General features: G+C 66.0%; 23 protein-coding genes and 1 tRNA gene. 9 read left to right on the top strand and 15 right to left on the bottom strand.

Going from position 1 to position 21,460, the window contains the following annotated elements; translation table 11 throughout:
- Nucleotides 1-2 precede the first annotated feature (2 nt).
- From CDO46_RS15740 to CDO46_RS15715, 6 genes are all read right to left on the bottom strand, one after another.
- Nucleotides 3-1,256, bottom strand: a complete 1,254-nt coding sequence (locus CDO46_RS15740; RefSeq protein WP_087839411.1) for an NADH-quinone oxidoreductase subunit D — start codon at nucleotides 1,254-1,256, stop codon at nucleotides 3-5.
- Between the two features lie 2 nt (nucleotides 1,257-1,258).
- Nucleotides 1,259-1,852: an NADH-quinone oxidoreductase subunit C gene (locus tag CDO46_RS15735; protein ID WP_087839410.1), complete on the bottom strand. Its 594-nt coding sequence runs from the start codon at nucleotides 1,850-1,852 to the stop codon at nucleotides 1,259-1,261.
- A 90-nt stretch (nucleotides 1,853-1,942) separates the two neighbouring features.
- A complete protein-coding gene (locus CDO46_RS15730; protein WP_087779235.1) occupies nucleotides 1,943-2,419 on the bottom strand; it encodes an NADH-quinone oxidoreductase subunit B family protein in 477 nt (158 codons plus the stop codon).
- A gap of 36 nt (nucleotides 2,420-2,455) precedes the next feature.
- Nucleotides 2,456-2,815, bottom strand: a complete 360-nt coding sequence (locus CDO46_RS15725; protein WP_087839409.1) for an NADH-quinone oxidoreductase subunit A — start codon at nucleotides 2,813-2,815, stop codon at nucleotides 2,456-2,458.
- A gap of 392 nt (nucleotides 2,816-3,207) precedes the next feature.
- On the bottom strand, nucleotides 3,208-4,872 hold the full coding sequence (locus CDO46_RS15720; protein ID WP_087839408.1) for a methyl-accepting chemotaxis protein: 1,665 nt from the start codon (nucleotides 4,870-4,872) through the stop codon (nucleotides 3,208-3,210).
- Between the two features lie 146 nt (nucleotides 4,873-5,018).
- The gene (locus tag CDO46_RS15715; protein WP_087839543.1) at nucleotides 5,019-5,906 is read right to left on the bottom strand and encodes an NAD(P)-dependent oxidoreductase; all 888 of its coding nucleotides are present in this window, start codon (nucleotides 5,904-5,906) and stop codon (nucleotides 5,019-5,021) included.
- A gap of 115 nt (nucleotides 5,907-6,021) precedes the next feature.
- Here CDO46_RS15715 and CDO46_RS15710 point away from each other — a divergent pair, with 115 nt between their 5' ends.
- The gene (locus CDO46_RS15710) at nucleotides 6,022-7,020 is read left to right on the top strand and encodes an SDR family oxidoreductase (protein WP_087839407.1); all 999 of its coding nucleotides are present in this window, start codon (nucleotides 6,022-6,024) and stop codon (nucleotides 7,018-7,020) included.
- A gap of 25 nt (nucleotides 7,021-7,045) precedes the next feature.
- Here CDO46_RS15710 and CDO46_RS15705 read toward each other — a convergent pair whose 3' ends face one another.
- A complete protein-coding gene (locus CDO46_RS15705; protein ID WP_087839542.1) occupies nucleotides 7,046-7,690 on the bottom strand; it encodes a UdgX family uracil-DNA binding protein in 645 nt (214 codons plus the stop codon).
- Between the two features lie 128 nt (nucleotides 7,691-7,818).
- Between CDO46_RS15705 and CDO46_RS15700 the strand changes: the two genes are divergently transcribed.
- Nucleotides 7,819-8,142 carry a helix-turn-helix transcriptional regulator gene (locus CDO46_RS15700; RefSeq protein WP_087839406.1) on the top strand — a complete coding sequence of 108 codons (324 nt, stop codon included), beginning with the start codon at nucleotides 7,819-7,821 and terminating at the stop codon, nucleotides 8,140-8,142.
- On the top strand, nucleotides 8,139-8,570 hold the full coding sequence (locus CDO46_RS15695; RefSeq protein WP_087839405.1) for an SRPBCC domain-containing protein: 432 nt from the start codon (nucleotides 8,139-8,141) through the stop codon (nucleotides 8,568-8,570). The genes CDO46_RS15700 and CDO46_RS15695 overlap by 4 nt, the downstream gene beginning before the upstream one ends.
- Nucleotides 8,571-8,927: 357 nt before the next feature.
- Here CDO46_RS15695 and CDO46_RS15690 read toward each other — a convergent pair.
- The 4 genes from CDO46_RS15690 to CDO46_RS15675 form a co-directional block, all read right to left on the bottom strand.
- Nucleotides 8,928-9,012 (bottom strand) — tRNA-Leu (locus CDO46_RS15690).
- Nucleotides 9,013-9,064: 52 nt separating this feature from the next.
- A complete protein-coding gene (gene secG, locus CDO46_RS15685; protein WP_087839404.1) occupies nucleotides 9,065-9,481 on the bottom strand; it encodes a preprotein translocase subunit SecG in 417 nt (138 codons plus the stop codon).
- Nucleotides 9,482-10,261: a triose-phosphate isomerase gene (gene tpiA, locus CDO46_RS15680; RefSeq protein ID WP_087839403.1), complete on the bottom strand. Its 780-nt coding sequence runs from the start codon at nucleotides 10,259-10,261 to the stop codon at nucleotides 9,482-9,484.
- Between the two features lie 124 nt (nucleotides 10,262-10,385).
- A complete protein-coding gene (locus CDO46_RS15675; protein WP_087839402.1) occupies nucleotides 10,386-11,363 on the bottom strand; it encodes an NAD(P)H-quinone oxidoreductase in 978 nt (325 codons plus the stop codon).
- A gap of 240 nt (nucleotides 11,364-11,603) precedes the next feature.
- Between CDO46_RS15675 and CDO46_RS15670 the strand changes: the two genes are divergently transcribed.
- From CDO46_RS15670 to CDO46_RS15660, 3 genes are read left to right on the top strand one after another with little or no spacing between them, the layout of a single operon-like run.
- Nucleotides 11,604-12,020: a RidA family protein gene (locus CDO46_RS15670; RefSeq protein ID WP_087839401.1), complete on the top strand. Its 417-nt coding sequence runs from the start codon at nucleotides 11,604-11,606 to the stop codon at nucleotides 12,018-12,020.
- A 34-nt stretch (nucleotides 12,021-12,054) separates the two neighbouring features.
- Entirely contained in the window at nucleotides 12,055-13,062 is a 1,008-nt protein-coding gene (locus CDO46_RS15665) for an amidohydrolase family protein (protein WP_176400767.1), read from the top strand.
- Nucleotides 13,063-13,090: 28 nt separating this feature from the next.
- Entirely contained in the window at nucleotides 13,091-14,080 is a 990-nt protein-coding gene (locus tag CDO46_RS15660) for a tripartite tricarboxylate transporter substrate binding protein (protein ID WP_087839400.1), read from the top strand.
- A 110-nt stretch (nucleotides 14,081-14,190) separates the two neighbouring features.
- On the opposite strand, the gene CDO46_RS15655 is transcribed toward CDO46_RS15660, so the two are convergent.
- Complete coding sequence (locus CDO46_RS15655) at nucleotides 14,191-14,814, bottom strand: TetR/AcrR family transcriptional regulator (RefSeq protein WP_176400766.1); 624 nt, start codon at nucleotides 14,812-14,814, stop codon at nucleotides 14,191-14,193.
- Between the two features lie 177 nt (nucleotides 14,815-14,991).
- Here CDO46_RS15655 and CDO46_RS15650 point away from each other — a divergent pair, with 177 nt between their 5' ends.
- Together CDO46_RS15650 and CDO46_RS15645 are read left to right on the top strand one after the other, a co-directional pair.
- Nucleotides 14,992-15,981: a dihydrodipicolinate synthase family protein gene (locus CDO46_RS15650; RefSeq protein WP_243724559.1), complete on the top strand. Its 990-nt coding sequence runs from the start codon at nucleotides 14,992-14,994 to the stop codon at nucleotides 15,979-15,981.
- Nucleotides 15,982-16,019: 38 nt separating this feature from the next.
- Complete coding sequence (locus tag CDO46_RS15645) at nucleotides 16,020-16,982, top strand: tripartite tricarboxylate transporter substrate binding protein (RefSeq protein ID WP_087839398.1); 963 nt, start codon at nucleotides 16,020-16,022, stop codon at nucleotides 16,980-16,982.
- 50 nt (nucleotides 16,983-17,032) lie between these two features.
- On the opposite strand, the gene CDO46_RS15640 is transcribed toward CDO46_RS15645, so the two are convergent.
- The 3 genes from CDO46_RS15640 to CDO46_RS15630 are packed head-to-tail and all read right to left on the bottom strand — an operon-like array spanning nucleotide 17,033 to nucleotide 20,191.
- Nucleotides 17,033-18,094, bottom strand: coding sequence for a porin (locus tag CDO46_RS15640; protein WP_087839397.1), 1,062 nt, complete (start codon nucleotides 18,092-18,094; stop codon nucleotides 17,033-17,035).
- 53 nt (nucleotides 18,095-18,147) lie between these two features.
- Nucleotides 18,148-19,104: a tripartite tricarboxylate transporter substrate binding protein gene (locus CDO46_RS15635; protein ID WP_243724558.1), complete on the bottom strand. Its 957-nt coding sequence runs from the start codon at nucleotides 19,102-19,104 to the stop codon at nucleotides 18,148-18,150.
- Nucleotides 19,105-19,150: 46 nt separating this feature from the next.
- A complete protein-coding gene (locus tag CDO46_RS15630; RefSeq protein WP_165963205.1) occupies nucleotides 19,151-20,191 on the bottom strand; it encodes an isopenicillin N synthase family oxygenase in 1,041 nt (346 codons plus the stop codon).
- Between the two features lie 145 nt (nucleotides 20,192-20,336).
- Between CDO46_RS15630 and CDO46_RS15625 the strand changes: the two genes are divergently transcribed.
- Nucleotides 20,337-21,329 carry a LysR family transcriptional regulator gene (locus tag CDO46_RS15625; protein ID WP_087839394.1) on the top strand — a complete coding sequence of 331 codons (993 nt, stop codon included), beginning with the start codon at nucleotides 20,337-20,339 and terminating at the stop codon, nucleotides 21,327-21,329.
- Nucleotides 21,330-21,460 lie beyond the last annotated feature (131 nt).

The following is a 21,460-nucleotide window of genomic DNA, read 5'->3' as shown; positions in this document are numbered from 1 at the left end:
GTTCAGCGGTCGATCTCGCCGAACACGATGTCCTGCGTGCCGATAATCGTGACGGCGTCGGCGATCATGTGGCCGCGCGCCATCTCGTCCAGCGATTGCAAGTGGGCAAAGCCCGGGGCGCGGATCTTCAGGCGGTACGGCTTGTTCGCACCGTCCGACACCAGGTAGATGCCGAATTCGCCCTTGGGGTGTTCGACCGCGGCATAGGCCTCGCCCGGAGGCACGTGGAAACCTTCGGTGAAGAGCTTGAAATGGTGGATCAGCTCTTCCATGCTGGTCTTCATCTCGGCGCGGCTGGGCGGAGCGACCTTGTGGTTGCTCGTCATGACGGGGCCGGGATTGTTGCGCAGCCATTCCACGCACTGCTTGATGATGCGGTTGCTCTGGCGCATTTCCTCGATGCGGACGAGGTAGCGGTCGTAGCAGTCGCCGTTCGTGCCCACCGGCACGTCGAAGTCGACCAGGTCGTAGACCTCGTAGGGCTGCATCTTGCGCAGGTCCCACTCGATGCCCGAACCGCGCAGCATGGGGCCGGTGAAGCCCAGCGCCTTGGCGCGCTCGGGGCTGACGATGCCGACGTCGACCAGGCGCTGTTTCCAGATCCGGTTGTCGGTCAGCAGGGTCTCGTACTCGTCGATGTAGCCGGGGAAGCGGTTGGTGAAGGACTCGATGAAGTCGAGCAGCGAGCCCGAGCGGTCATCGTTCAGGGCCTTCATTTCCTTGTCGCTGCGCAGCTTGCTGGGGCGATACTGCGGCATGCGCTCGGGCAGGTCGCGGTAGACGCCGCCCGGGCGATAGTAGGCCGCGTGCATGCGGGCGCCCGAGACCGCCTCGTAGCAGTCCATCAGGTCCTCGCGCTCGCGGAAGGCATACAGGAACACCGCCATCGCGCCCACGTCCAGCGCGTGCGAACCCAGCGACATCAGGTGGTTCAGGACGCGGGTGATCTCGTCGAACATCACCCGGATGTACTGCGCCCGCAGCGGCACTTCCACGCCCAGCAGCTTCTCGATCGCCATGACGTAGGCGTGCTCGTTGCACATCATGGACACGTAGTCGAGACGGTCCATGTAGGGCAAGGCCTGCAGGAAGGTCTTGTGCTCGGCCAGCTTTTCGGTGGCCCGGTGCAGCAGCCCGATATGGGGGTCGGCGCGCTGGATGACTTCGCCGTCCAGTTCCAGCACCAGGCGCAGTACGCCGTGCGCGGCCGGGTGCTGGGGACCGAAGTTGAGGGTGTAGTTCTTGATCTCTGCCATGATTAGCGCCCTGCTCCGTAGCCATCTTCACGAATGACGCGCGGCGTGACTTCGCGCGGCTCGATGGTGACGGGCTGGTAGATGACCCGCTTCTGCTCGGGGTCGAAACGCATCTCGACGTTGCCCGACAGCGGGAAGTCCTTGCGGAAGGGATGGCCGATGAAGCCGTAGTCGGTCAGGATGCGGCGCAGGTCGGGGTGTCCCTCGAACAGCACGCCGTAGAAATCGAAAGCCTCGCGCTCGTACCAGTTGACGCCGGGCCAGACGTCCACCAGCGAGGGCACGACCGGCATGTCGTCGTCGGCCGCGTAGGTGCGCACGCGCAGGCGCCAGTTGTGGGCGATCGAGATCAGGTGCAGCACCACGGCGAAGCGCCCGGTCTCGCGCACCTCGTTGCCGTAGGTGGAGTAGTCGACGCCGCACAGGTCGATGCAGCTCTCGAAGCTCAGCCCGGCATCGTCGCGCAGCGTCCGGCACACTTCCACGTACCGGTCCACCGGCACCTCGAGCGTCAGCTCGCCCAGGGCGAGAGTCAGGCGGATATCTTCGCCCAAGGCGCTCAGCAGATTCTGGCGCAGGGTTTCAAGCTTGGTCATGAGCGCTCGGATCAAAAGACGACGCCGGACGGGCCTGGGCCAGTCCGGGCGGAAGGATGGGAGTGGAAAGCGCGCGCACCGGCATCGACGTCAACGCGCGATGGTGTTGGTGCGGCGGATCTTGTTCTGCAATTGCAGCAAGCCGTACACCAGCGCTTCGGCGGTGGGGGGGCAGCCCGGGACGTAGACGTCGACCGGCACGATGCGATCGCAGCCGCGCACCACCGAATAGGAATAGTGATAATACCCGCCGCCGTTGGCGCACGAGCCCATGGAGACCACCCAGCGCGGCTCCGGCATCTGGTCGTAGACCTTGCGCAGGGCCGGCGCCATCTTGTTGCACAGCGTGCCGGCCACGATCATCAGGTCGGACTGGCGCGGGCTGGGCCGGAAGATGATGCCGAAGCGGTCCAGGTCGTAGCGGGCCGCGCCCGCGTGCATCATTTCGACCGCGCAACAGGCCAGGCCGAAGGTCATGGGCCACAGCGACCCAGTCTTGGCCCAGTTGATGACCTTGTCGGCGGTCGTGGTGATGAAGCCTTCGTTGAGAATTCCGTCGATAGCCATGAATGAAACCCGATGTCCTTCGGCGTGCCGCTGGGATCACTCCCAGTCCAGCGCGCCCTTTTTCCATTCGTAGATGAAGCCGATCACGAGAACGGCCAGAAATACCGCCACGGTCCCGAAACCGAGCAGGCCAACCTGCTCGTTGGCCATGGCCCACGGAAACAGAAACGCGATCTCGAGATCGAACAGGATGAACAGGATGGCGACGAGGTAGTAGCGCACGTCGAACTTCATGCGCGCGTCCTCGAAGGCCTCGAAGCCGCATTCGTACGGAGAGAGCTTTTCGCTGTCCGGCCGGTTCGGGCCGATCACGGAGCCCAGGAACATCAGCGCGAAACCGATGACGCTGCCCACGATGATGAACAGCAGGACAGGAAGGTAACTCTCGATATTCATCAGCTAACCTGTTCGAGTCACGCCACGGACATGAAAGGTGCCCGAGGCGTCATTTGCAAAATCGGCAGGATGCGGACCAGACTTCCCTGCGGCGGACAAGCCGAATGCCGCCTGTTCGCCCCGTCCGGAGCCGGCGCCATTCTAGACCACCCGCGTGTGCTTACATGCAAGGATGTATGTTTTTGCGCGGACCGCTGCGTTGTGAAGCCAGCGCGTGTCGACACAAAAACTGTCGGCGCAAAACCAAAACTGTCTTACCGGCTACTGCGGTAACTGTCGGACATGCATGTTTCATTCCCACGCTCGTCCGCCCGCAAGTATAGCGCAAACCCTGAGTCAACCGAAACGCCTCCGTGCCCTCGCATCCCAGGAAAAACGGCGTCCGGCAAGGCTTACGACACCCTGAACGAATTGACGGTTTCGTCGACCGTACGAACGGTTTCACGCAGGCTGGCGGCCTGGGCCGCCATGGCGCCGGCCGCCTCCCGGTAATGCCCGGCCATGCCGGCGACGTCGCCCACGTGGCGGGCGACGCCGTCGTTCAGCGACGACTGCTCGCGCAGCGCCTGCCCGATGGCGGCCACCACCCGGGCGGCCTGCTCGGAACCGGCGCGCAGTTCACCCATGAAACGGCCCGCCTCCCCGGCGCTGGCCTGCCCCACCGTCACGGCATCCACCACCTCCCGCATCAGCTCGGCGGCCGCCATCGTTTCATCGGCGATACGCTCCACGGTCTGGCCGATCTGCGAGCTGGATGCCGCGCTTTTCTCGGCCAGCGTCCTGACCTGCTCGGCCACGACCGCGAAGCCCCGGCCGTCCTCGCCCGCCCGCGCCGCCTCGATCGCCGCGTTCAGGGACAGCAGCTTGGTCTGCCCGGCGATGTCGGAGATCAGCCTGGCCACGTGGCGGATCGACTCGCCATGGCGGCCCAGCGCGTCCAGCGCCCGCGACGCCGCCGCCATCCGGCCGGCGATCGCATCCATCCGGCCGCCCGCCGTCCCGATCAGTTCGCCGCCGCGCTCGGCCAGGCCACAGGCGTCGCGCGACAGGCCGATCGCCTCCTCCACCGACTCCGCCACCTGCGCCATGCTGGCGGCCACCGCCTGCATGGACACCGCCATGCGCCCGGCGGCGTCGTTCTGGCGGGCCGCGCCCCCGGCCACCTCGGCCGCGCCGGCGGACACCTCGTCGCCGGCGGCGTTCATGGTCGCCGACAGGCCCTGCATGGTCGCCAGCGACGTGCGCATGCGCGCCACCAGCCGGTCCAGCGCGCGCGCCATGTCGGCCACCTCGTCATTGCCGCGCACGTCCGCGCGGGGGCGGAAATCCAGGTCGTCGGCGATCGATGCCAGGCGCGCGCGCATGCCGTCGATCGCGCCCACGATGGCGCGCCCCGCGCGCCAGGCGCCGGCCAGCATCAACAGGATGGCCGCGAGTCCCACGCCTGCGATCAGGCTTGCCAGGCCCCGGCTGGCCTGCCGCAGTTGCGCCGCCCTCTCGGCGGCCGCCTGCGCGCCGGCCTCCGCCAGGGCCTGCATGGCCTGCTGCGCCTGCACGTAGTAAGACTCCTGCGCCGAGTAGGCGGCCAGGTATTTCAGGAGCAGGAAGCGCTGTCGCTCCTCGCTGTCCACCTCCACCAGTTGCTTGAGCAGATCGGTAAGCGGTTTTTCCTTTTCTGCCCAAGCATGGAACGCCGCATCGAAGGTGCGCAGCGACTCGGCCTCGGCATCGGTGGCGGGCGCTTCGGACAGGGCGGCCCGCGCGGCTTCCATCGCTGCCCAGGTGCGGCCCTTCGACTGCAGCATGCGCTCCCATTCGTTGCGCGCCTCGATGGAATACTCGTCTGCCCACTGCAGCGGCTCCAGGCTGTGGCGGGCGATCTGCACCTGCCCTTCCCTCAGCGCGCCCAGCGCCACCAGCGCCGGCACCCGCCGCTGCGCGTAGTCGTCCACCGCCGCGCTCAGGCGCAACAGCCCCACCACCGAGCAACCGGCCACGACCGCGATCGCCACGATGCCGGCGGCCCCCAAGGCGAACAATTTGCTGCGTATCTTCATGACGTCCTGATGAAAATCCTAGGCCACAAACGGCAACGGCGGGGTTCCGGAGAACCCCGCCGTTGCACGTCATTCCGTTTATCGGCCCGGACCGGACGGCGCTTTAGCAGCGTTACATCAATGACGGTTCGGTGACAGCGCCGCCTTCACTCGTAGCGCCGCACCAGCCCCGCCACATCGCCCATGAAGACCTCCGGCTCGTGCTCCCGAACCTGTTCGTACAGCCCCGAGCAGAACGCCGAGACCGGCGTCCGCGCAACGAACTCGACCGCCATGCGCTGCGAAATACCGATGTCCTTGGCCATCAGCTCGACCGCCGTGCGCGTGGGCTGGAAACGGCCGGCGGCCATCGCCGGCCCGAAGATCTGCAAGGGCTGCGAATCCGCGAAACCGCCCGCCAGCGCCGGCGCCAGGCGCTCGACGTCCACGCCGGCGCGCCGCGCGAGGCCGTAGGTCTCGGCGATCGTGAGCACGTTCACCGCGACGATCATCTGGTTGCATATCTTGGTGGTCTGGCCCGCACCGGCCGGTCCCATATGGGTCACGCGCGAAGTCAGCGGCGCCAGGAACGGCCCCGCCTTCTCGAGATCCGTGGCCTCGCCGCCGACGAAGCAGATCAGCGTGCCGCCCTCGGCGCCCGGCACGCCGCCCGACACGGGCGCATCCAGCCAGGACGCGCCGGTCCGGTCGCGCAGGCGGCGGCCGAAATCGCGCGCCTGCCCGGGCTCTATGGTCGAGAAATCGATCACCACCTTCCCCGCGCCCTGCCGGCCGGCACTGGCCAGGCCATCCGGGCCGAACGCCACCGACTCGACCGCCGCCCCATCCTTGACGCAAATCCCCACCACGTCCGCCGCCTGCAGCACCTGCGCGGGCGTGCCTGCCAGATTCGCGCCGGCCGCGACCAGCTCGGCCGCCCTGCCGGCATTGCGGTTCCACACGGTGAGCGCATGGCCCGCCGCAAGCAGGCGCCGCGCCATGGGCAGCCCCATGTTGCCGAGTCCGAGGAAGCCGAAATGACGGGATGTACTCATGAAACGCTGCTCCAGTCCGAGGGGCGGCCCGCGCCGCATGCGAGGGATGATAGCCGTCCGCCGGCGGGCACGCTTCCTGCGCAAGCACAGCGACGAGCAAGCAAGGAGCGTCCCCATGAAATATCGCCTGAAAAAACTGTCGGACCAGGTCGTCGTCATTACCGGCGCCAGCAGCGGGATAGGCCTGGCCACGGCCCGCGAGGCCGCGCGGCGCGGCGCCCGCCTGGTACTGGCCTGCCGCGACCAGGAGCGCCTGGACACGCTGGTCGAGGAACTGCGTGCTGACGGCGGCCAGGCCATTGCCGTGCAGATGGACGTCGGCAAGCGTGAAGACCACGAACGGTTGCTGCAGGCGGCGCTGGAAGCCCATGGCACCGTGGATACCTGGATCAACAACGCCGGCGTTTCGATCTTCGGCAGGGTCGAGGACGTGCCGGTCGAAGACCAGCGCAAACTCTTCGACACGAATTACTGGGGCGTGGTCTACGGCTCCATCGTGGCCGTGGGACATCTGCGCGAACATGGCGGCGCCCTGATCAACGTGGGCAGCGAAGTGTCGGACCGCGCCGTGCCGCTGCAAGGCGCGTATTCCGCCTCCAAGCACGCGGTCAAGGGCTTCACCGATGCGCTGCGCATGGAGCTGGAAAACGAAGGCGCGCCCGTCTCGGTCACTCTGATCAAGCCGGCATCCGCGACGGGCTTCACCGCCCATGCCCGCAATTACATGGACGTCGAACCGCGCCTGCCGCCTCCGGTCTACGCTCCCGAGGTAGCGGCCCGCGCCATCCTGTACGCCGCAGAGCATCCGCGCCGCGACCTTTACGTAGGCAGCGCCGCCAAGGCGATCGGACAATTCGGGCAGCGCATGCCCGGCCTGGCCGACCGCATGGGGAGTTGGCTGATCAAGCACCAGCGCACCGGCATCCCATCCCGCTCGCGAGACGATGGGCTGGAATCCCCGGGCCGGGACGATACTCCCGCCTATCCCCAACGCGGGCGGCGCCATAGCGCCTATACGCACATGGCGACCCGTGGCCGCGCGCCCATGCTGGCCGCCTGCGCGGTGGTACTGGTGGGTGCCGTGCTGGGAGTTGCCCACGCCCGGCGGTCCTGAACCCTGCCTACGCCGGAGGCTTCGGCTACGCCCGTGCGCGCGCCAGCCGGCCCGCCTGCCTGAGCGCGGAGACGATGGTGTCGTAGGCCTGCTTGCGAGCGCTCTCATCGGGCGCACGCAACGCATACGAAGGATGGTAGGTGGGCACGATCAACCGCCCTTCCCATTCCAGCACGTCGCCCAGCTTGTCGCGCAGGCCCGCGCGATAGTCATGCAACACCGACTTGAGCGCCGTCGCGCCCAGCGCCACCACGACGCGCGGATCCACGGCCTCGTACTCCTTCTCCAGCCAATAGCGGCAAGCCTCGATTTCGCGCTGTCCGGGGGTCTTGTGCATGCGCCGCTTGCCGCGCTGCGCCCACTTGAAATGCTTGACCGCGTTGGTCACGAATACCTCGTCCCGGTCCACGTCCCGGTCCACCCCCGCCTCGGCCAGGGCCGCATCCAGCAACGCACCGGCGGGCCCCACGAAGGGCCGGCCCGCCAGGTCTTCCTTGTCGCCCGGCTGCTCGCCCACCATCATGATGGGCGCATGGCGCGGGCCTTCGCCGCCGACCCCTTGCGTGGCGTCGTGCCACAGCCGGCAACGCCGGCAGGCTTCCAGCGTGGCCGGATGCTGGTCCGGCACCACCAGCACCTCGGACAAATCGGCTTCGGCATGCGTGCTCATCGTCTGCTCCCGGGTCGTCAGCTCGACCGGCGCAAGTCCCATGCCCAGCACGGCAAGGATGGGTAGTTGACGAATTCATAGCCAAGTGGTTATTCTTTATTCATAACCACATGGTTATTTATTAACCCATGACCGCCTCTCAAGACCTGCTCTTCAGGACCCTTGCCGATCCCACCCGGCGCGCCCTTTTCGAACACCTGTGCCACCACGGCGAACAGACCGTTGCGGCGTTGACCGCCCAGGCCGGCGTCTCGCAGCCGGCCGTATCGAAGCACCTGCGTCTGCTGAAACAGGCCGGCCTCGTACTCGATCGCCATGAGGGACGCCAGACGCACTACAGCGCCCGGCGCCGCGCGCTCGTTCCGCTGCTCGACTGGACCAGCCAGATGGCCGGGTTCTGGGAACAGCGATTCGATGATCTTGAAAACCTACTCAACAGGATGGACCAATGAGCGATACTCCGACCGAAACCCGCTCCGTCGTCGTCGAGCGCGAATTCCCCCACCCGCCGGACCGGCTCTGGCGCGCGTTGACCCAGCCGCACCTGATCGAGGAATGGCTGATGAAGAATGACTTCCACCCCGCCGTGGGCCACCGCTTCAAGCTCCAGGGCGAATGGGGCGGCACGCTGGATTGCGAGGTACTGGTCGTCGAGCCGGACAAGGCGCTGTCCTATACCTGGAACTTCACGCACGCCGATCCAGCCTTCGATTTGCGCAGCGTCGTTACCTTCACGCTCACGCCCACCGGCACGGGTACCCGCCTACGCATGGAACAGGCCGGCTTCCGCCCCGACCAGAAGCAGGCATACGGCGGCGCCAGGGCCGGATGGCCGCAGTTCTTCGAGAAACTGCAACAGGTATTGGAGAAATCGGCTTGAAGCCAAGGGCGCGGTCAAATGGAACTCGCACGATGGCCAGTTCAGCCAGGCCCAGTTAGCCGACCGGGTGGCACAGGCCAGCCAGCTGCCGGGGAGCGGCTGTAGGCGAACATCCCGTGACGGCAAGAAAGGCCCCCACGCTTGCCGCTACGCGGCGGCGCTGCCCCTCGAGGGGGCGCTTTTTTGCCTTGGGGCGGCCCGGCGGCAAAAAATGCCCCCACGCTTGCCGCTACGCGGCGGCGCTGCCCCCCGAGGGGGCGCTTTTTTGCCTTGGGACGGCCCGGCGGCAAAAAAACCCGCACATCTCGTAAGGAATGTGCGGGTTTTTGATATGCCAGGGATGTCCTGGAAAAATCCTGGTGCCGTCGGCGAGACTCGAACTCGCACAGCTTTCGCCACTACCCCCTCAAGATAGCGTGTCTACCAATTTCACCACGACGGCTTGCGTGAGCCCGCTAGTATATAACATTTGCGGGCTCCTCAGAGAAACTGCCTTAGTTTTTCTGCGCGGGTGCCTCGGGCTGCGCGGGCGCGGCCGGCGGGGTAGCGGGCACGGACGGGACCGACGCGTCGGGCGCGGCCGGAGCCGGTGCGGGCGTACTGCCGGGAACGGCGGGCACCGACAGGTCGCTGGGATGGTTCTCCATCACACCGCCCTGCGAGGCGGCGGGGGCCGGACGACCCAGGTAGGCCAGCGCGGCGGTGGAAATGAAGAAGACGACCGCCGCCCACTTGGTGGTGCGCGACAGGAAGTTGGCCGCGCCGGCGGCACCGAACAGGCTGCCGGCGGAGCCGCCGCCGAAGGCGGAGCCCATGTCGGCGCCCTTGCCCTGTTGCAGCAGGACCAGGACGATGATCGTCAGGGCGGAAATGACCTGCACGATCAGCAGGACGGTAAGCATTACGGACATTCAAGCACTCCGGGTTGTCGCGCCCGCCTCGGCGATGCGCAGGAAGTCTTCGGCCACCAGCGAGGCGCCGCCTATCAGGCCGCCATCGATGTCGGGCATGGCGAACAGCTCGGCCGCGTTGGCCGCCTTGACGCTGCCGCCGTACAGCACGCGCACGCCGGCGCAGTCGACGCCCCGCAGCGCGGCCCGGATGGCGGCATGCACTTCCTGGGCCTGTTCGGGGCTGGCGGTCTTGCCGGTGCCGATCGCCCAAACGGGCTCGTAGGCGATGACCATGGCGGCCACGGCTTCGCAGCCCAGGGCCAGCACGGGCTCGAGCTGTTCGTCGATGAGGGCCAGGGTGCGGCCGGCTTCGCGCTCGGCCAGGGTCTCGCCCACGCACACGACGGGAGTCAGGCCGGCGGCCAGCGCGGCCTTGGCCTTGTCCGCCACCAGCCGGCTGGTTTCGCCATGCAGGCTGCGCCGCTCGGAATGGCCCGCCAGCACGTAGCGGCAACCGAATTCGGACAGCATGGCGCCGGAAACCTCGCCGGTATAGGCACCCTGCTGGTGGACGCTGATGTCCTGGGCGCCCCAGGCGATATCGGAGTCGGTCAGCGCGGATTCGGCCTGGGCCAGGTAGGGAAACGGCACGCAGACGCCGACGTCGCAGGCGGCGGCGCCGGAGGACTGGTTCCAGCCGCTGCGTATGGCCGAGAGCAGCTGGCCGTTGGCGGCCAGGCTGCCGTGCATCTTCCAGTTGCCGAGCACCAGGCGGCGGATATTCTGTTTAGTTGCCATCGACAAGAATCGAAAAATGCCCGCGTGTACAAAAATATGCGGGCAAAACCTCGATTGTATCGGCTCCAGCGCACCGCTGCAGCCAATGTCGTAAAAAATGCCGGGCGCGCGAAGCGCTTAGGGGCTAAACCGTCAGCACGATCTTGCCGACATGCTCGCCCGACTCCATCATGGCATGGGCCTTGTCCGCCTCGCGCAGCGGGAAGGTGGCATAGACTACGGGCTTCAGCCGCCCGGACTCGAACAGCGGCCAGACGTTCTGGCGCAGCGCGGCGGCGACCTCGCCCTTGAACTGGGCCGAGCGCGGGCGCAGCGTGGAGCCGGTGATGGTCAGGCGCCGGCTCAGCACGCGGGCAAAGTCGATCTCGCCCTTCGCGCCGCCCAGCAGCGCGATCAGCACGATGCGGCCGTCCTCGGCCAGGCAATGGATGTCACGGGCGACGTAGTCGCCGGCCACCATGTCCAGGATCACGTCCACGCCCCGGCCATCGGTCAGGCGCTTGATTTCCTGCACGAAATCCTGGGTGCGGTAGTTGATCCCGGCGGTCGCGCCGAGTTTCTCGACGGCGGCGACGCGCTCGTCGCTGCCCACCGTGGCATACACCGGATGGCCCAGGGCCTTGGCCAGTTGCACGGCCGTGGTGCCGATACCGCTCGCGCCGCCGTGCACCAGCAGCGATTCCTGCCCCGACAGCCGGCCGCGCATGAAGACGTTGCTCCATACGGTGAAGTAGGTCTCGGGCAGGCCGGCGGCCTCGACCATGCTCAGCCCCTTGGGCACGGGCAGGCACTGGGTGGCCGGCACGGTGCAGTATTCGGCGTAGCCACCGCCATTGACCAGCGCGCAGACCGCGTCGCCCACGGCGAAACCGGAGGCGCCCTCGCCCAGCGCGGCCACGGTGCCGGCCACTTCCAGCCCGGGCAGGTCGGAGGCGCCCGGAGGCGGCGGGTAGGTGCCGCGGCGCTGCGCCACGTCGGGCCGGTTGACGCCGGCGGCGGCAACCTGGATCAGGATTTCGCCGGCGCCGGGCACTGGCGTGGGGCGCTCGGCGGCTTGCAGGACTTCGGGCCCGCCGGGGCGGGAGATTTCGATGGCGATCATGGCGCGGCTTCCCGTTTTTCTGGTCTGAAGGCGGTCATCATATACGGCTATGCCACCCCTACTCCTATCAGGGTCTTGGGGCCCGCGAAGCGGCATGCGTCCTCCGTGGAGCCACCATAGCCAAGTCGAATACCGGCGACGGATAAATTCATTCTCTTTTCGGTAAAGGATTGCCTAGACTTGCACCGGTCAGTATTCCGCCCGCATCCCCTCCGGGCGCATCCCCACAAGAGAGTAGACATGAGCACACAAGCCAAAGTCGTCGAAGGCAAGGCCACTCCCCGCGGCAAGTATCCCCACATCAAGCGCGCCGGCGATTTCCTGTTCGTCTCGGGCACCAGTTCGCGCCGTTCCGACAACTCGCTGGCCGGCGTGGAAGTGGACGCCATGGGCACGACCAAGTTCGACATCCGCGCCCAGACCCGCGCGGTGCTGGAAAACATCCGCGACATCCTGGGCACCGCCGGGGCCTCGCTGTCCGACGTCGTCGAGATCGGCACCTTCCTGGTCGACATGAGCGACTTCGGTGGCTACAACGAGGTCTACGGCGAATTCTTCGACTACGACGGCCCGGCCCGCACCACGGTGGCCGTGCACCAGCTGCCCCACCCGCACCTGCGCATCGAGATCAAGGCGGTCGCCTACAAGCCGCTCTGATCCCGCCACGACAACACCAGACATCAAGCCCATCATGAAAATCGACATGCACGCCCACCACTTCCCGCGCATCACGCGGGAAGAAGCCGCCGCCCTGAGCGTCGAGCGCGCGCCCTGGCTGCAGGTGGCGCCGGACGGCAAGACCGGCGACATCATGCGAGCCGACAAACCCTTCCGCCCCGTCTACGACGCGCTGTGGGACCCGCAGGCACGCCTGGCCGAGATGGACGCCCAGGGCGTGGACATCCAGATCACCTGCGCCACGCCCATCATGTTCGGCTACGAGTTCACGCCCGAGAAGGTCCTGCCCTGGGCCCAGCGCATGAACGACCTGGCGCTGGAATTCTGTGCCGCCGCGCCCAAGCGCCTGGTCGCGCTGGCGCAGGTGCCGCTGCAGGACATCGACGCCGCCTGCCGCGAAGCCTCGCGTGCCAAGGCCACGGGCCACCACGGCGTGCAGATCGGCAACCACCTGGGCGACCGCGACCTCGATGACGAGGGTCTGGTCACGTTCCTGCAGCACTGCGCGAACGAAGGCATCCCGCTGCTGGTGCATCCGTGGGACATGATGGGCGGCAACCGCATGAAGCAATGGATGCTGCCCTGGCTCGTGGCCATGCCCGCCGAAACGCAGCTGGGCATCCTGTCGCTGATCCTGTCGGGCGCCTTCGAGCGCATCCCCGAATCGCTGAAGATCTGCTTCGCCCACGGCGGCGGCTCGTTCGCCTTCATGCTGGGCCGCGTGGACAACGCCTGGAAGCATCGCGACATCATCCGCAAGGACTGCCCGCGCCTGCCCTCGGAATACGTCAAGCGCTTCTACGTCGACTCGGCCGTGTTCGATCCGGGCGCGCTGCGCCTGCTGGCCGACGTGATGGGCACCGACCGCATCATGCTGGGCTCGGACTATCCCTTCCCGCTGGGCGAACAGTCCATCGGCAAGCTGGTGGCCGAACAGCCCGGCTTCAGCGACGCCGACAAGCGCGCGATCTACGCCGACAACGCGGTCGAATTCTTCGGCCTGCAAGCCCTGGTACGCTGACCTCTTCCCACCCCCACAAGGAAATGCCATGAGTTTCGTCACTGCGTTGCGGCGCACATCGGTCGCTATGGCCGCCGGCCTGGCCCTGGCCGGCGCGAGTATGCATAGCGCCCATGCCGAATACCCCGAGCGGCCGATCCGCCTGATCGTCCCCTCGCCCCCGGGCGACGGATCGGACGTCCTTGCCCGCAACGTAGGCAAGGCCATGGGCGAAGTGTTGGGTCAGAGCCTGGTGATCGAAAACAAGCCAGGCGCGGGCGGCAGCATCGCCTCGGACACCACCGCCAAGGCGGCCGCCGACGGTTATACGGTGCTGCTGGGCAACGCCAGTACCCACGCCGTCACGCCGGGGCTCTATAGCAAGCTGCCCTATGATTCCGAGAAAGCCTTCAGCACCGTCTCGTTGTTGGCCAGCGCGCCCAATGTGCTGGTCGTCAACCCCGCGCTGCCGGTCAAGAACATCGGCGAGTTCATTGCCTACGCCAAGGCCAACCCCGGCAAGCTCAACGTCGGGTCGGGCGGCAATGGTAGCCTGTCGCACCTCTCGGCCATTCTCTTCAACTCCATGGCCGGCATAGATATCCCGCACGTACCCTACAAAGGCGCGGCGCCTGCCGTCACCGCCGTCATGGGTGGGGAAATCTCGGCGCTGATGATCAACATCCCGACCGTGTCGCAGCAAATCCAGGCCGGCAAGCTGCGGGCGCTGGCGGTCAGCAGCCTGGAGCGTTCACCGGCGTTGCCCGACGTGCCGACGCTGAACGAGTCGGGGCTCAAGGGCTACAACACCGAAGCCTGGTTCGGCCTGTTCGTGCCGGCCGGAACCCCGGCCCCGGCCATCGCCAAACTGCAATCGGCCGCCGCCGCGGCGCTCAAGAACGAAGCGGTGCTGACCAACATCCGCAACATGGGCGCGGTGCCCAAGGACCTGAAAGGTCAAGCCTTCGCCGATTTCGTCAAGGCCGAAGCCACCAAATACCGGGCCATCATCAAGCAGGCCGACGTACGGATTGACTAGCCGGAGGAGGGCTTCGTCATCCATCCAGGCCGCGGCTGCTGAGCCGCGGCCAGCGGCCCTCCGCCACGCCGGTGGCGTAAGACATCATGGACACGCGTCGCGCCGTCGGCTCAACGCACCGTCTCGCCAAGTCCCCTCCCATATGACGCGAAGGTCCGCTGCAAGGTTTCGATACCCTGCGCGAGGTCCGGCTCATCGGCACTTAGCCACAGGCGAATCTCGCCCGAATACAGGAAAAAGAACACTTTTGCGACCTGCTCCGGACTTTCGGTGGTCCGGATCCTTCCCCGCCTGATCGCCTCCTTCGCCAAGTCCTCCAGACCGGCCATGATGCGCTGCCGGTTCGCCAAATACTGAGCAGCCTGCCTGCCCTCTGAAAAGAACACCAATTCACGCAGCAGGATCTTGGCGAGCGCGGCGCGGGAATGAAAGACCTGATAGAAATGTGCGAACACCGCCGCCGCCTGCGCGCTCAATGTCTTGCGCCGGTCGACCCGGGCAAACGCTTCATCGACCATCACGTCCAGCGCATCGTTGAAAATCAGGAACAGCAGATCCCGCTTGTCCACCGCATACATGAACAGGGTGCCGATTCCTACGTCCGCCCGCTCGGCAATCTCCCGAGTCGTCGTCGCATCGAAGCCTTGCTGTTCGAATAATTCTTGCGCCGCGCGTCGAATGCGGTCGAGCTTTTCGAGCTTGTTGCGCTCGCGCAGCCCCAGCTTGGGGCTCACGCCTGCAGTGTGCTTGTCCATAGGTTCTAAATAGCGGCCGCGCCCAGGATACCAGACCCTCTGCGCGGCTCTCCCGGGCCATCTTCCTTGATTAGGTGGAAATACCAATCTTCACAAAAATCGACTGTGCTCATAATTGTAGTCACTACAAATTTCAGTAGGGAAATGGAGATGGTGATGGAGAAAACCCTGGGTGACGTGTGCTATGCAGCAGTGCTACTGCCATTTACGGAAGACCTCAAGGTGGACGAGTCGGCGTACCGGAAATTCCTGCAGAATTTCCTGAAGAACGACCGCTTTCGCGCACGGGGTGGACTCTGCATCAATCCCGAGGCGGGCGAGATTTTCACGTTGACCCGCGAGGAAAAAAGACGCGTGCTCGAAATTGCGGTCGAAGAAAACAATGGCGCGGTACCCTTGATCGCGGGCACGTGGGCGCTGACAACTGCAGAAGTCGTCGAGACCGCCCGAGACGCCAAGGCGCTAGGCGTGGACGGCATTTTCGTCACCCCCCCTGGGGGAGCTCAAGACATCACCTCGTGCTGGGACGCGGACAAGTATCCCGAGGTCTGGGCCGATCAGATCAAGGCGCAGGACCGGGCGGTCGACCTGCCCATCATCACTCATCCTGTTTCCGGGTCGGCGGCCCCCTTCACGCCGGGCCTGCCGGTCGAGGCAACGCTGGCCATCTGTCGAGAAATACCGAATATCGTGGGCTGGAAAATGACCTATGGCTACGAGGGCTACCGCATCATAGGCAAAGCCTTGCGAACCCTGCCTCGGCGCGTATCGGTCATGGCGGCCCTGGCTTCACGTTTCCATGAATACCGGGCGACGGATCTCTTCGACGGCACGCTCAGCGGTTTCTGGAATTACGGAATGGAAAACATGTTGGATCACCTGGACGCCTGGGACCAGCGGGATCTTGAACGCGCGTGCCGGATCTGGCAGGGAGGCCTCTCGCAACTTCACGAATACGTAGCCGACATGGGGCGGCTGCACGTGCGCTACAAGGTCGCGACGTGGCTGCGGGGGCTGATCCCCAATCCTTTCATGCGGCCACCGATGCCCGCACCCAAGAAAGCGGAGATAGAGACCATCTACAAGCTGCTGCAGGAAGCCGGCTTCTCGGTAATCGACAGGAAGGATGCCATGCGCCTGGCCTGATCGGACAAAACGAACGACAACACCAATAGGAGACAAGCATGAGACCCAAGTTTGCCCGGCTTGGCCTGTCCGCCGCGTTGGGGATTGCCGCTACGGCACTCACGGTTCACGCCGCCCCTCAGCCCTACCCGACCAAGCCTATCAACATCGTCACGCCGCTTCCCGCCGGGTCGACCGTAGACGTTTTGGCGAGAGCGTTCGCGCAACAGCTGAGCCAACGCCTCAAGACGCCCGTGGTGGTGGAGACCAAAGCGGGTGCGGGTCTCATGCTGGCCATGCAAAATGTAGCAAACGCGCCTGCCGACGGTTATACCCTGGCCTTCACGCCGGCGACGCCGCTGTCGATACAGACCCATCGTCACAAGAATGCCGGCTACACACTCGAATCGTTCGTACCGCTATGCCAGACGTTCGAGAACATTTTCTATCTCGCCGCGTCGCCTGGCTCGGACATTAAAGATATCCGGGCACTGGTCGACAGGCTGAAGAAGGATCCCGGCCGATTCAGCTACGGACATTCGGGCATAGGTTCAGCTCCGCACTTGATGACGGAGGAATTCCTGCGGGACCTCAACGTCCGAGCAACCGAAATTTCCTATCGTGGCGAGACGGCCTTGCTCCCGGATCTCACCTCGGGACAGATCGACGGAGGGCTCGTCACCACCTCAGTGCTGCTCCAGCACAACTACCGACCGCTCGTCGTGTTCAGTACGGCGCGGACCAAGGAGTTCCCCGACGTGCCGACGACCGCCGAATTGGGCTCCAAGGTCCACTCATCCACCTATGGCGGCATCTTTATACGCAAGGACGTGCCGCAAGACGTACTCGTCACGCTCGAAGGAGCATGCCGCGACATCGTCAGCAGCCCCTCCTATCAACAAATGGCGGACCAGTTGCAGCAGACTGCCACGTATCTGGATAGGCCGGCGTTCAGCCGGCGGGTGGCGGCCGATCATGCTTCAAAGGGGCGCCTGCTGGACGAGTTGAAGCTGAAAGACTAGCCGTGCCCGTCCAGACGTCCGCATCGACCAAGACGCATTCCGCGCACCGGTCAGAACCGGTGCGCGATCCCCATCGCGATCTGCCTGCGCCAGGCATCGCCCGCCGTCGCTCCCGCCGCGGAGAAAAGCCGGAACTCGGTCCGGTTGGCGTACACGTACAGCCAGGTCCGCCTGGACAGGTCGTAGACATAGGCCAGGCCGTAGTTCTCGATCTTCGAACCGGTCGTCCGCTGGTATCCCAGCAGCACCCTCCCCGCTCCCACCGGCACCTTCACGCCAACCTGATAGGCATGGTCGCGATCGTGCGTGGCCGCGAAATGGGTCGCCCCGTTGGCGCCGGGATCCACCGTCGGATCGCTCAGCCGGCCGTACCCGCCGTAGAGCGTGAACGCGCCGAAGTCATGGTTCACGCCCACCTGCAGGTTGCTGGGCTTGCCCCGCGCACCGGCGGTGCTGGCGGGCATGACGTACTGGTAGCTGACCGCCGCCTTGAAGCGGCCGCCGTCGTATCGCAGCCCCAGGTCCGCCATCCGGTTGTTGCGGCTGCCGCCGGCGATTTCGGCATCTGCCGTCTGCACGCTGTAGCCCAGGCCGGCCTGCATGCCCGCCCAGCGGGGCGAAAAATAGTAGACGGCGTTGTTGACCCGCGCGGTGGTGCCGAAATCGCCGGTGTTGTAGGCGGCGGTCGTGGTCACCGCGGCTTGCTGGAAACTGGGCCCGAACGGGCTCATCATGCCGGCGGTGAACAGCAGCCCGAGATTGGCCATCCGCCCAAGCTGGATCTCGCCGAGTTGCCGGTTCGACAGCCCCACATGGCTGGCCCGGCCGAACAGTCGCCCGAAAGCCTGCTGCCCGTTGTCGCCCGTGAAGCCGTTCTCCAGCACGAAGTTGGCCTTCCAGCCGTTGCCCAGGTCCTCGGTGCCGCGCAGCCCCCAGCGCGAGGCCACGCTGAGCGAGGGATTGATCGCATTGATCGTACCCTTGCCCTGAGTCTTGTCGGACAGGTAGCCATTATCGAAAATCCCGTACATCGTCACGCTGCCCTGGCCCAACGCGGCGGCGCAGGGGACGACGGCCAGCGCGACGCCGGCAAGAGACCGCATCGTGGTCATCGATTTCTCCAATAGAGGAATGGGCGGCGCGGGCAAGCCGCGCCGGAACGCGGCTATTGCGCCTGAAGTCCGGCGATCTCGACCAGGCGGCGGACCTTGGCCTTGTCGGCGGCGATGAAGGTGCGGTATTCCTCGGGCGAACCCTTGTAGAGCTGGGTGCCGTACTCGGCCAGCCGGGCCTTCAGCTCGGCCGAGGCGACGACCTTCTGCAAGGCGCGGCTCAAGGTTTCCTGGATGGCCGCCGGCGTGCCCGCCGCCACATACAGCGCGGTCCAGTTGCCCGCCTTCAGGTCAGGCACGCCCAGCTGCGCGGTCGTCGGCACGCCCGGTACGGAAGCCAGCGGCTGGTCGGACATGACTGCCAGCGCGCGCAACTTGCCGGCGGCCACTTGCGGGCCGACCACCTGGCTGCTGTCCATCAGCACGTCGATCTGGCCGCCGGCGACGGCCGTGACCGATTCGCCGCTTCCCTTGTACGGGACCTTGACGATGTCCAGGCCATAGCTCGCCTTCAGCGTCTCCATGCCCAGGTGCAGGGTTCCCGCCGCGCCATAGTTCAACACCCCGGGCCGGGCTCGCGCATAGGCGACCAGTTCATCCAGGCTCCGCACCGGCAGGCTGGCCCGCACGACCAGCACCGAAGGCGTGTTCGTGGCCAGGCCCACCGGCGCGAGCTGCTTGTCCGGGTCGTAGGGCAGGCTCTTGTACAGCAGGGGATTGACGATCTGCGTACCGACGGTGCCCAGCAGCAGCGTGTAGCCGTCCGCCGGATAGCCCAGCATTTCCTTGACACCCAAGACGCCGCCGGCGCCCCCGCGATTCTCCACGACCACCGTCTGGCCCAGCGCCTCGCCCAGGTTCTTGCCGATCTGCCGGGCGGCGAAATCCGAATTGCCGCCCGCCCCGAAAGGCACGATCAGGCGCAAGGGCCGGTCCGGATATGCCTGGGCCAGCGATGCGCCGGCACAGGAGAACAATACGACCATCCACAACAATCTCGACAAGCGCACGGGAATCTCCTTGGCTGACCACGATCACGTGTCTCCTCCCCCGCCTCTAATCCGCCATGGCGCGCTCCGGGGCAGTGGGATTGATGCGGGCGTAATTGGCCTTCTTGAACTCGCCCCAGACGAAAGGCTTGTCCCGCGGCATGGAGGTATGGAAATCCTCGGGCGCCACATTGGACGGGTCGGGGTTGCGGATCTTGGGCGCGATCACTTCGTCGTAAGTGGGGAACATGAAGAATGGCACCGAATAGCGCTCCTTCCCATAGCGGTTGATGACCCGGTGCGGCGTGGACGAGAAGACCCCGTCGGTCCAGACCTTCATGACCTCGCCGATGTTCAGCACATAGGTGCCGGGAATCGGCGGCACGCCTATCCATTCCCCATCCCGGTTGCGGATCTCCAGGCCGCCGGTCGCGTCCTGGTAGACGAAGGTGAACGCGTCCGTGTCGGTATGGGCGCGGGTCCCCAGGTGGGCGCCGGATTCATTCACCTGCTGCGGCGGGTAGTGGATGATGCGCAGCGCGTTCATGTCCTTGCGGAAATGCTGGCGAATGGCGTCCCTGGGCAGGTCCAGGCCAAGCTCGAACAGCTCGATCATGCTTTCGCCGAACCGGCACATGCGGGCGTGATAAGCCAGCAGCACCTCCTTGAGCGCCGGCAGTTCACGGGGCCAGGGAATGGTTCCGGCCAGGCGCGCGCCGGTCAGCAGGTCCGGGTCGTCGGGATCGAGCGGCCGGCGGAACTGGAAGGCCTCCTGCTTGTTGGCGGTGATCACCCCGCCGCGCTCGGCGTTGCCCTCCCCCTTCGTCAGCATGGGCAGATAACCCTGGAAATGATGGTTCCTGGCCATCGACACCGCGTCCTTGGCCGCCTGCGGCAACGCGAAGAACGCCTTGGCGGCCTCGAAGACGCCGTCGATCTGCGCCTGCGGGATCGGATGGTTCTTCAGGTACAGAAAACCGACGGTGGCGCAGGCCTCGGCCAGTTCGTCGGCCAGGCGCTTCCGGGACTGGGGCGTCGCGAATCTTTCGGGCGACATGTCGATGACGGGCACTTCGGAAAAATCCAGCTTGCGGGTGGCGGGCAGCATGTTCGTCTCCACGGATGGCGCCCTGGTGGCGCCTGGTTCGATGTCCATGCGAAGAACTTTAAGTTCGTGGAGATATATTTAAAAATTAAAAAATAAGTTCATCCCATAGGTTATCTTCTATGAAACATCCGCCGAGGCCGCCACGATGTACAAGACCACGACGTTCCGCCAGCTCACCGCCATCGACGCCGTCGCGCGCCTGGGCGGCGTCTCGCGCGCAGCCCAGGCGCTGCACCTGACCCAGCCCACGGTATCGCTGCAATTGCGCCTGCTCGAGGAAGCCGCCGGCGCCGCGCTGGTCCAGCGCTCCGGGCGCGGCCTGCTGCTCACGCCCGCCGGCGAAGTCGTGGCCGGCTACGCCAGCCAGATCCTCGAGCTCTGGCGCCACGCCTCGGACGAAGTCGCCAGCCTGAAGGGCCAGTTGGCCGGCACGCTGCGCGTGGGGGCGCTGATCACCGCCGAGTACCTGTTGCCCCCGCTGCTCGTGGCCTTCAACACCGGCCGGCCCGGCGTGAAGGTCAAGCTCAGCGTGGGTAACCGCGAAGAAGTGGTACGCATGCTGACCCGCCATGAAATCGACATCGCCATCATGGGCAAGCCTCCGGGCGACGTGCGCACGGAATCGCGGGCTTTCGCCAAGCATCCGATGGCCTTCATCGCCTCGCCCCATCATCCGCTGATGGCCAGGCGGGACCTGGCACTGCGCGACCTCTCGGGCGAGAACATCCTCGTGCGCGAACATGGCTCGGGCGCCCACAACACGGCGGAGCGGCTGTTCAAGGAAGCCGGACTGCGGTTCTCGCCCGGATCGGAGCTGTCCAGCAACGAAGCCATCAAGCAGATGGTGGCGGCGGGCCTGGGCATAGGCTTCCTGTCCCTGCATGCCTGCGCCCTGGAATTCCAGGCGGGCCTGATCGGCCTCTTGCCGCTGCCCGGCAACCCGGTCGAACACGATTGGTACGTGCTGCACCTGTCCACCGCCCGCCTCCCGCCCGTTGCATCGGCCTTCCAGGACTTCCTGGCCGACCACGGCCAGGCGGAGATACGCCGGCAGCTGCGGGCCTTCGACGCGGTGGTGGACCGGCTGCGCGCGAAAGGAGCGCGCCGGCCCCGCGCAAATGCGCGCCCGGCCAAGTGATGGGATCACCAGGATGGTCTAAGCTAGAGGCTTTGCACCCGCACTGGCCGCGGCCCTCTTGCCGGCATGACACCACACGCAACGCCCCCGCTTCCTTTTTCCCCTGTTTCCACGCGGGCGCCCGCCCCGCG

It is taken from the genome of Pigmentiphaga sp. NML030171 (assembly GCF_002188635.1).
Classification (GTDB): Bacteria; Pseudomonadota; Gammaproteobacteria; order Burkholderiales; family Burkholderiaceae_B; genus Pigmentiphaga; species Pigmentiphaga daeguensis.
This window is presented reverse-complemented; position numbering and strand designations above follow the sequence as displayed.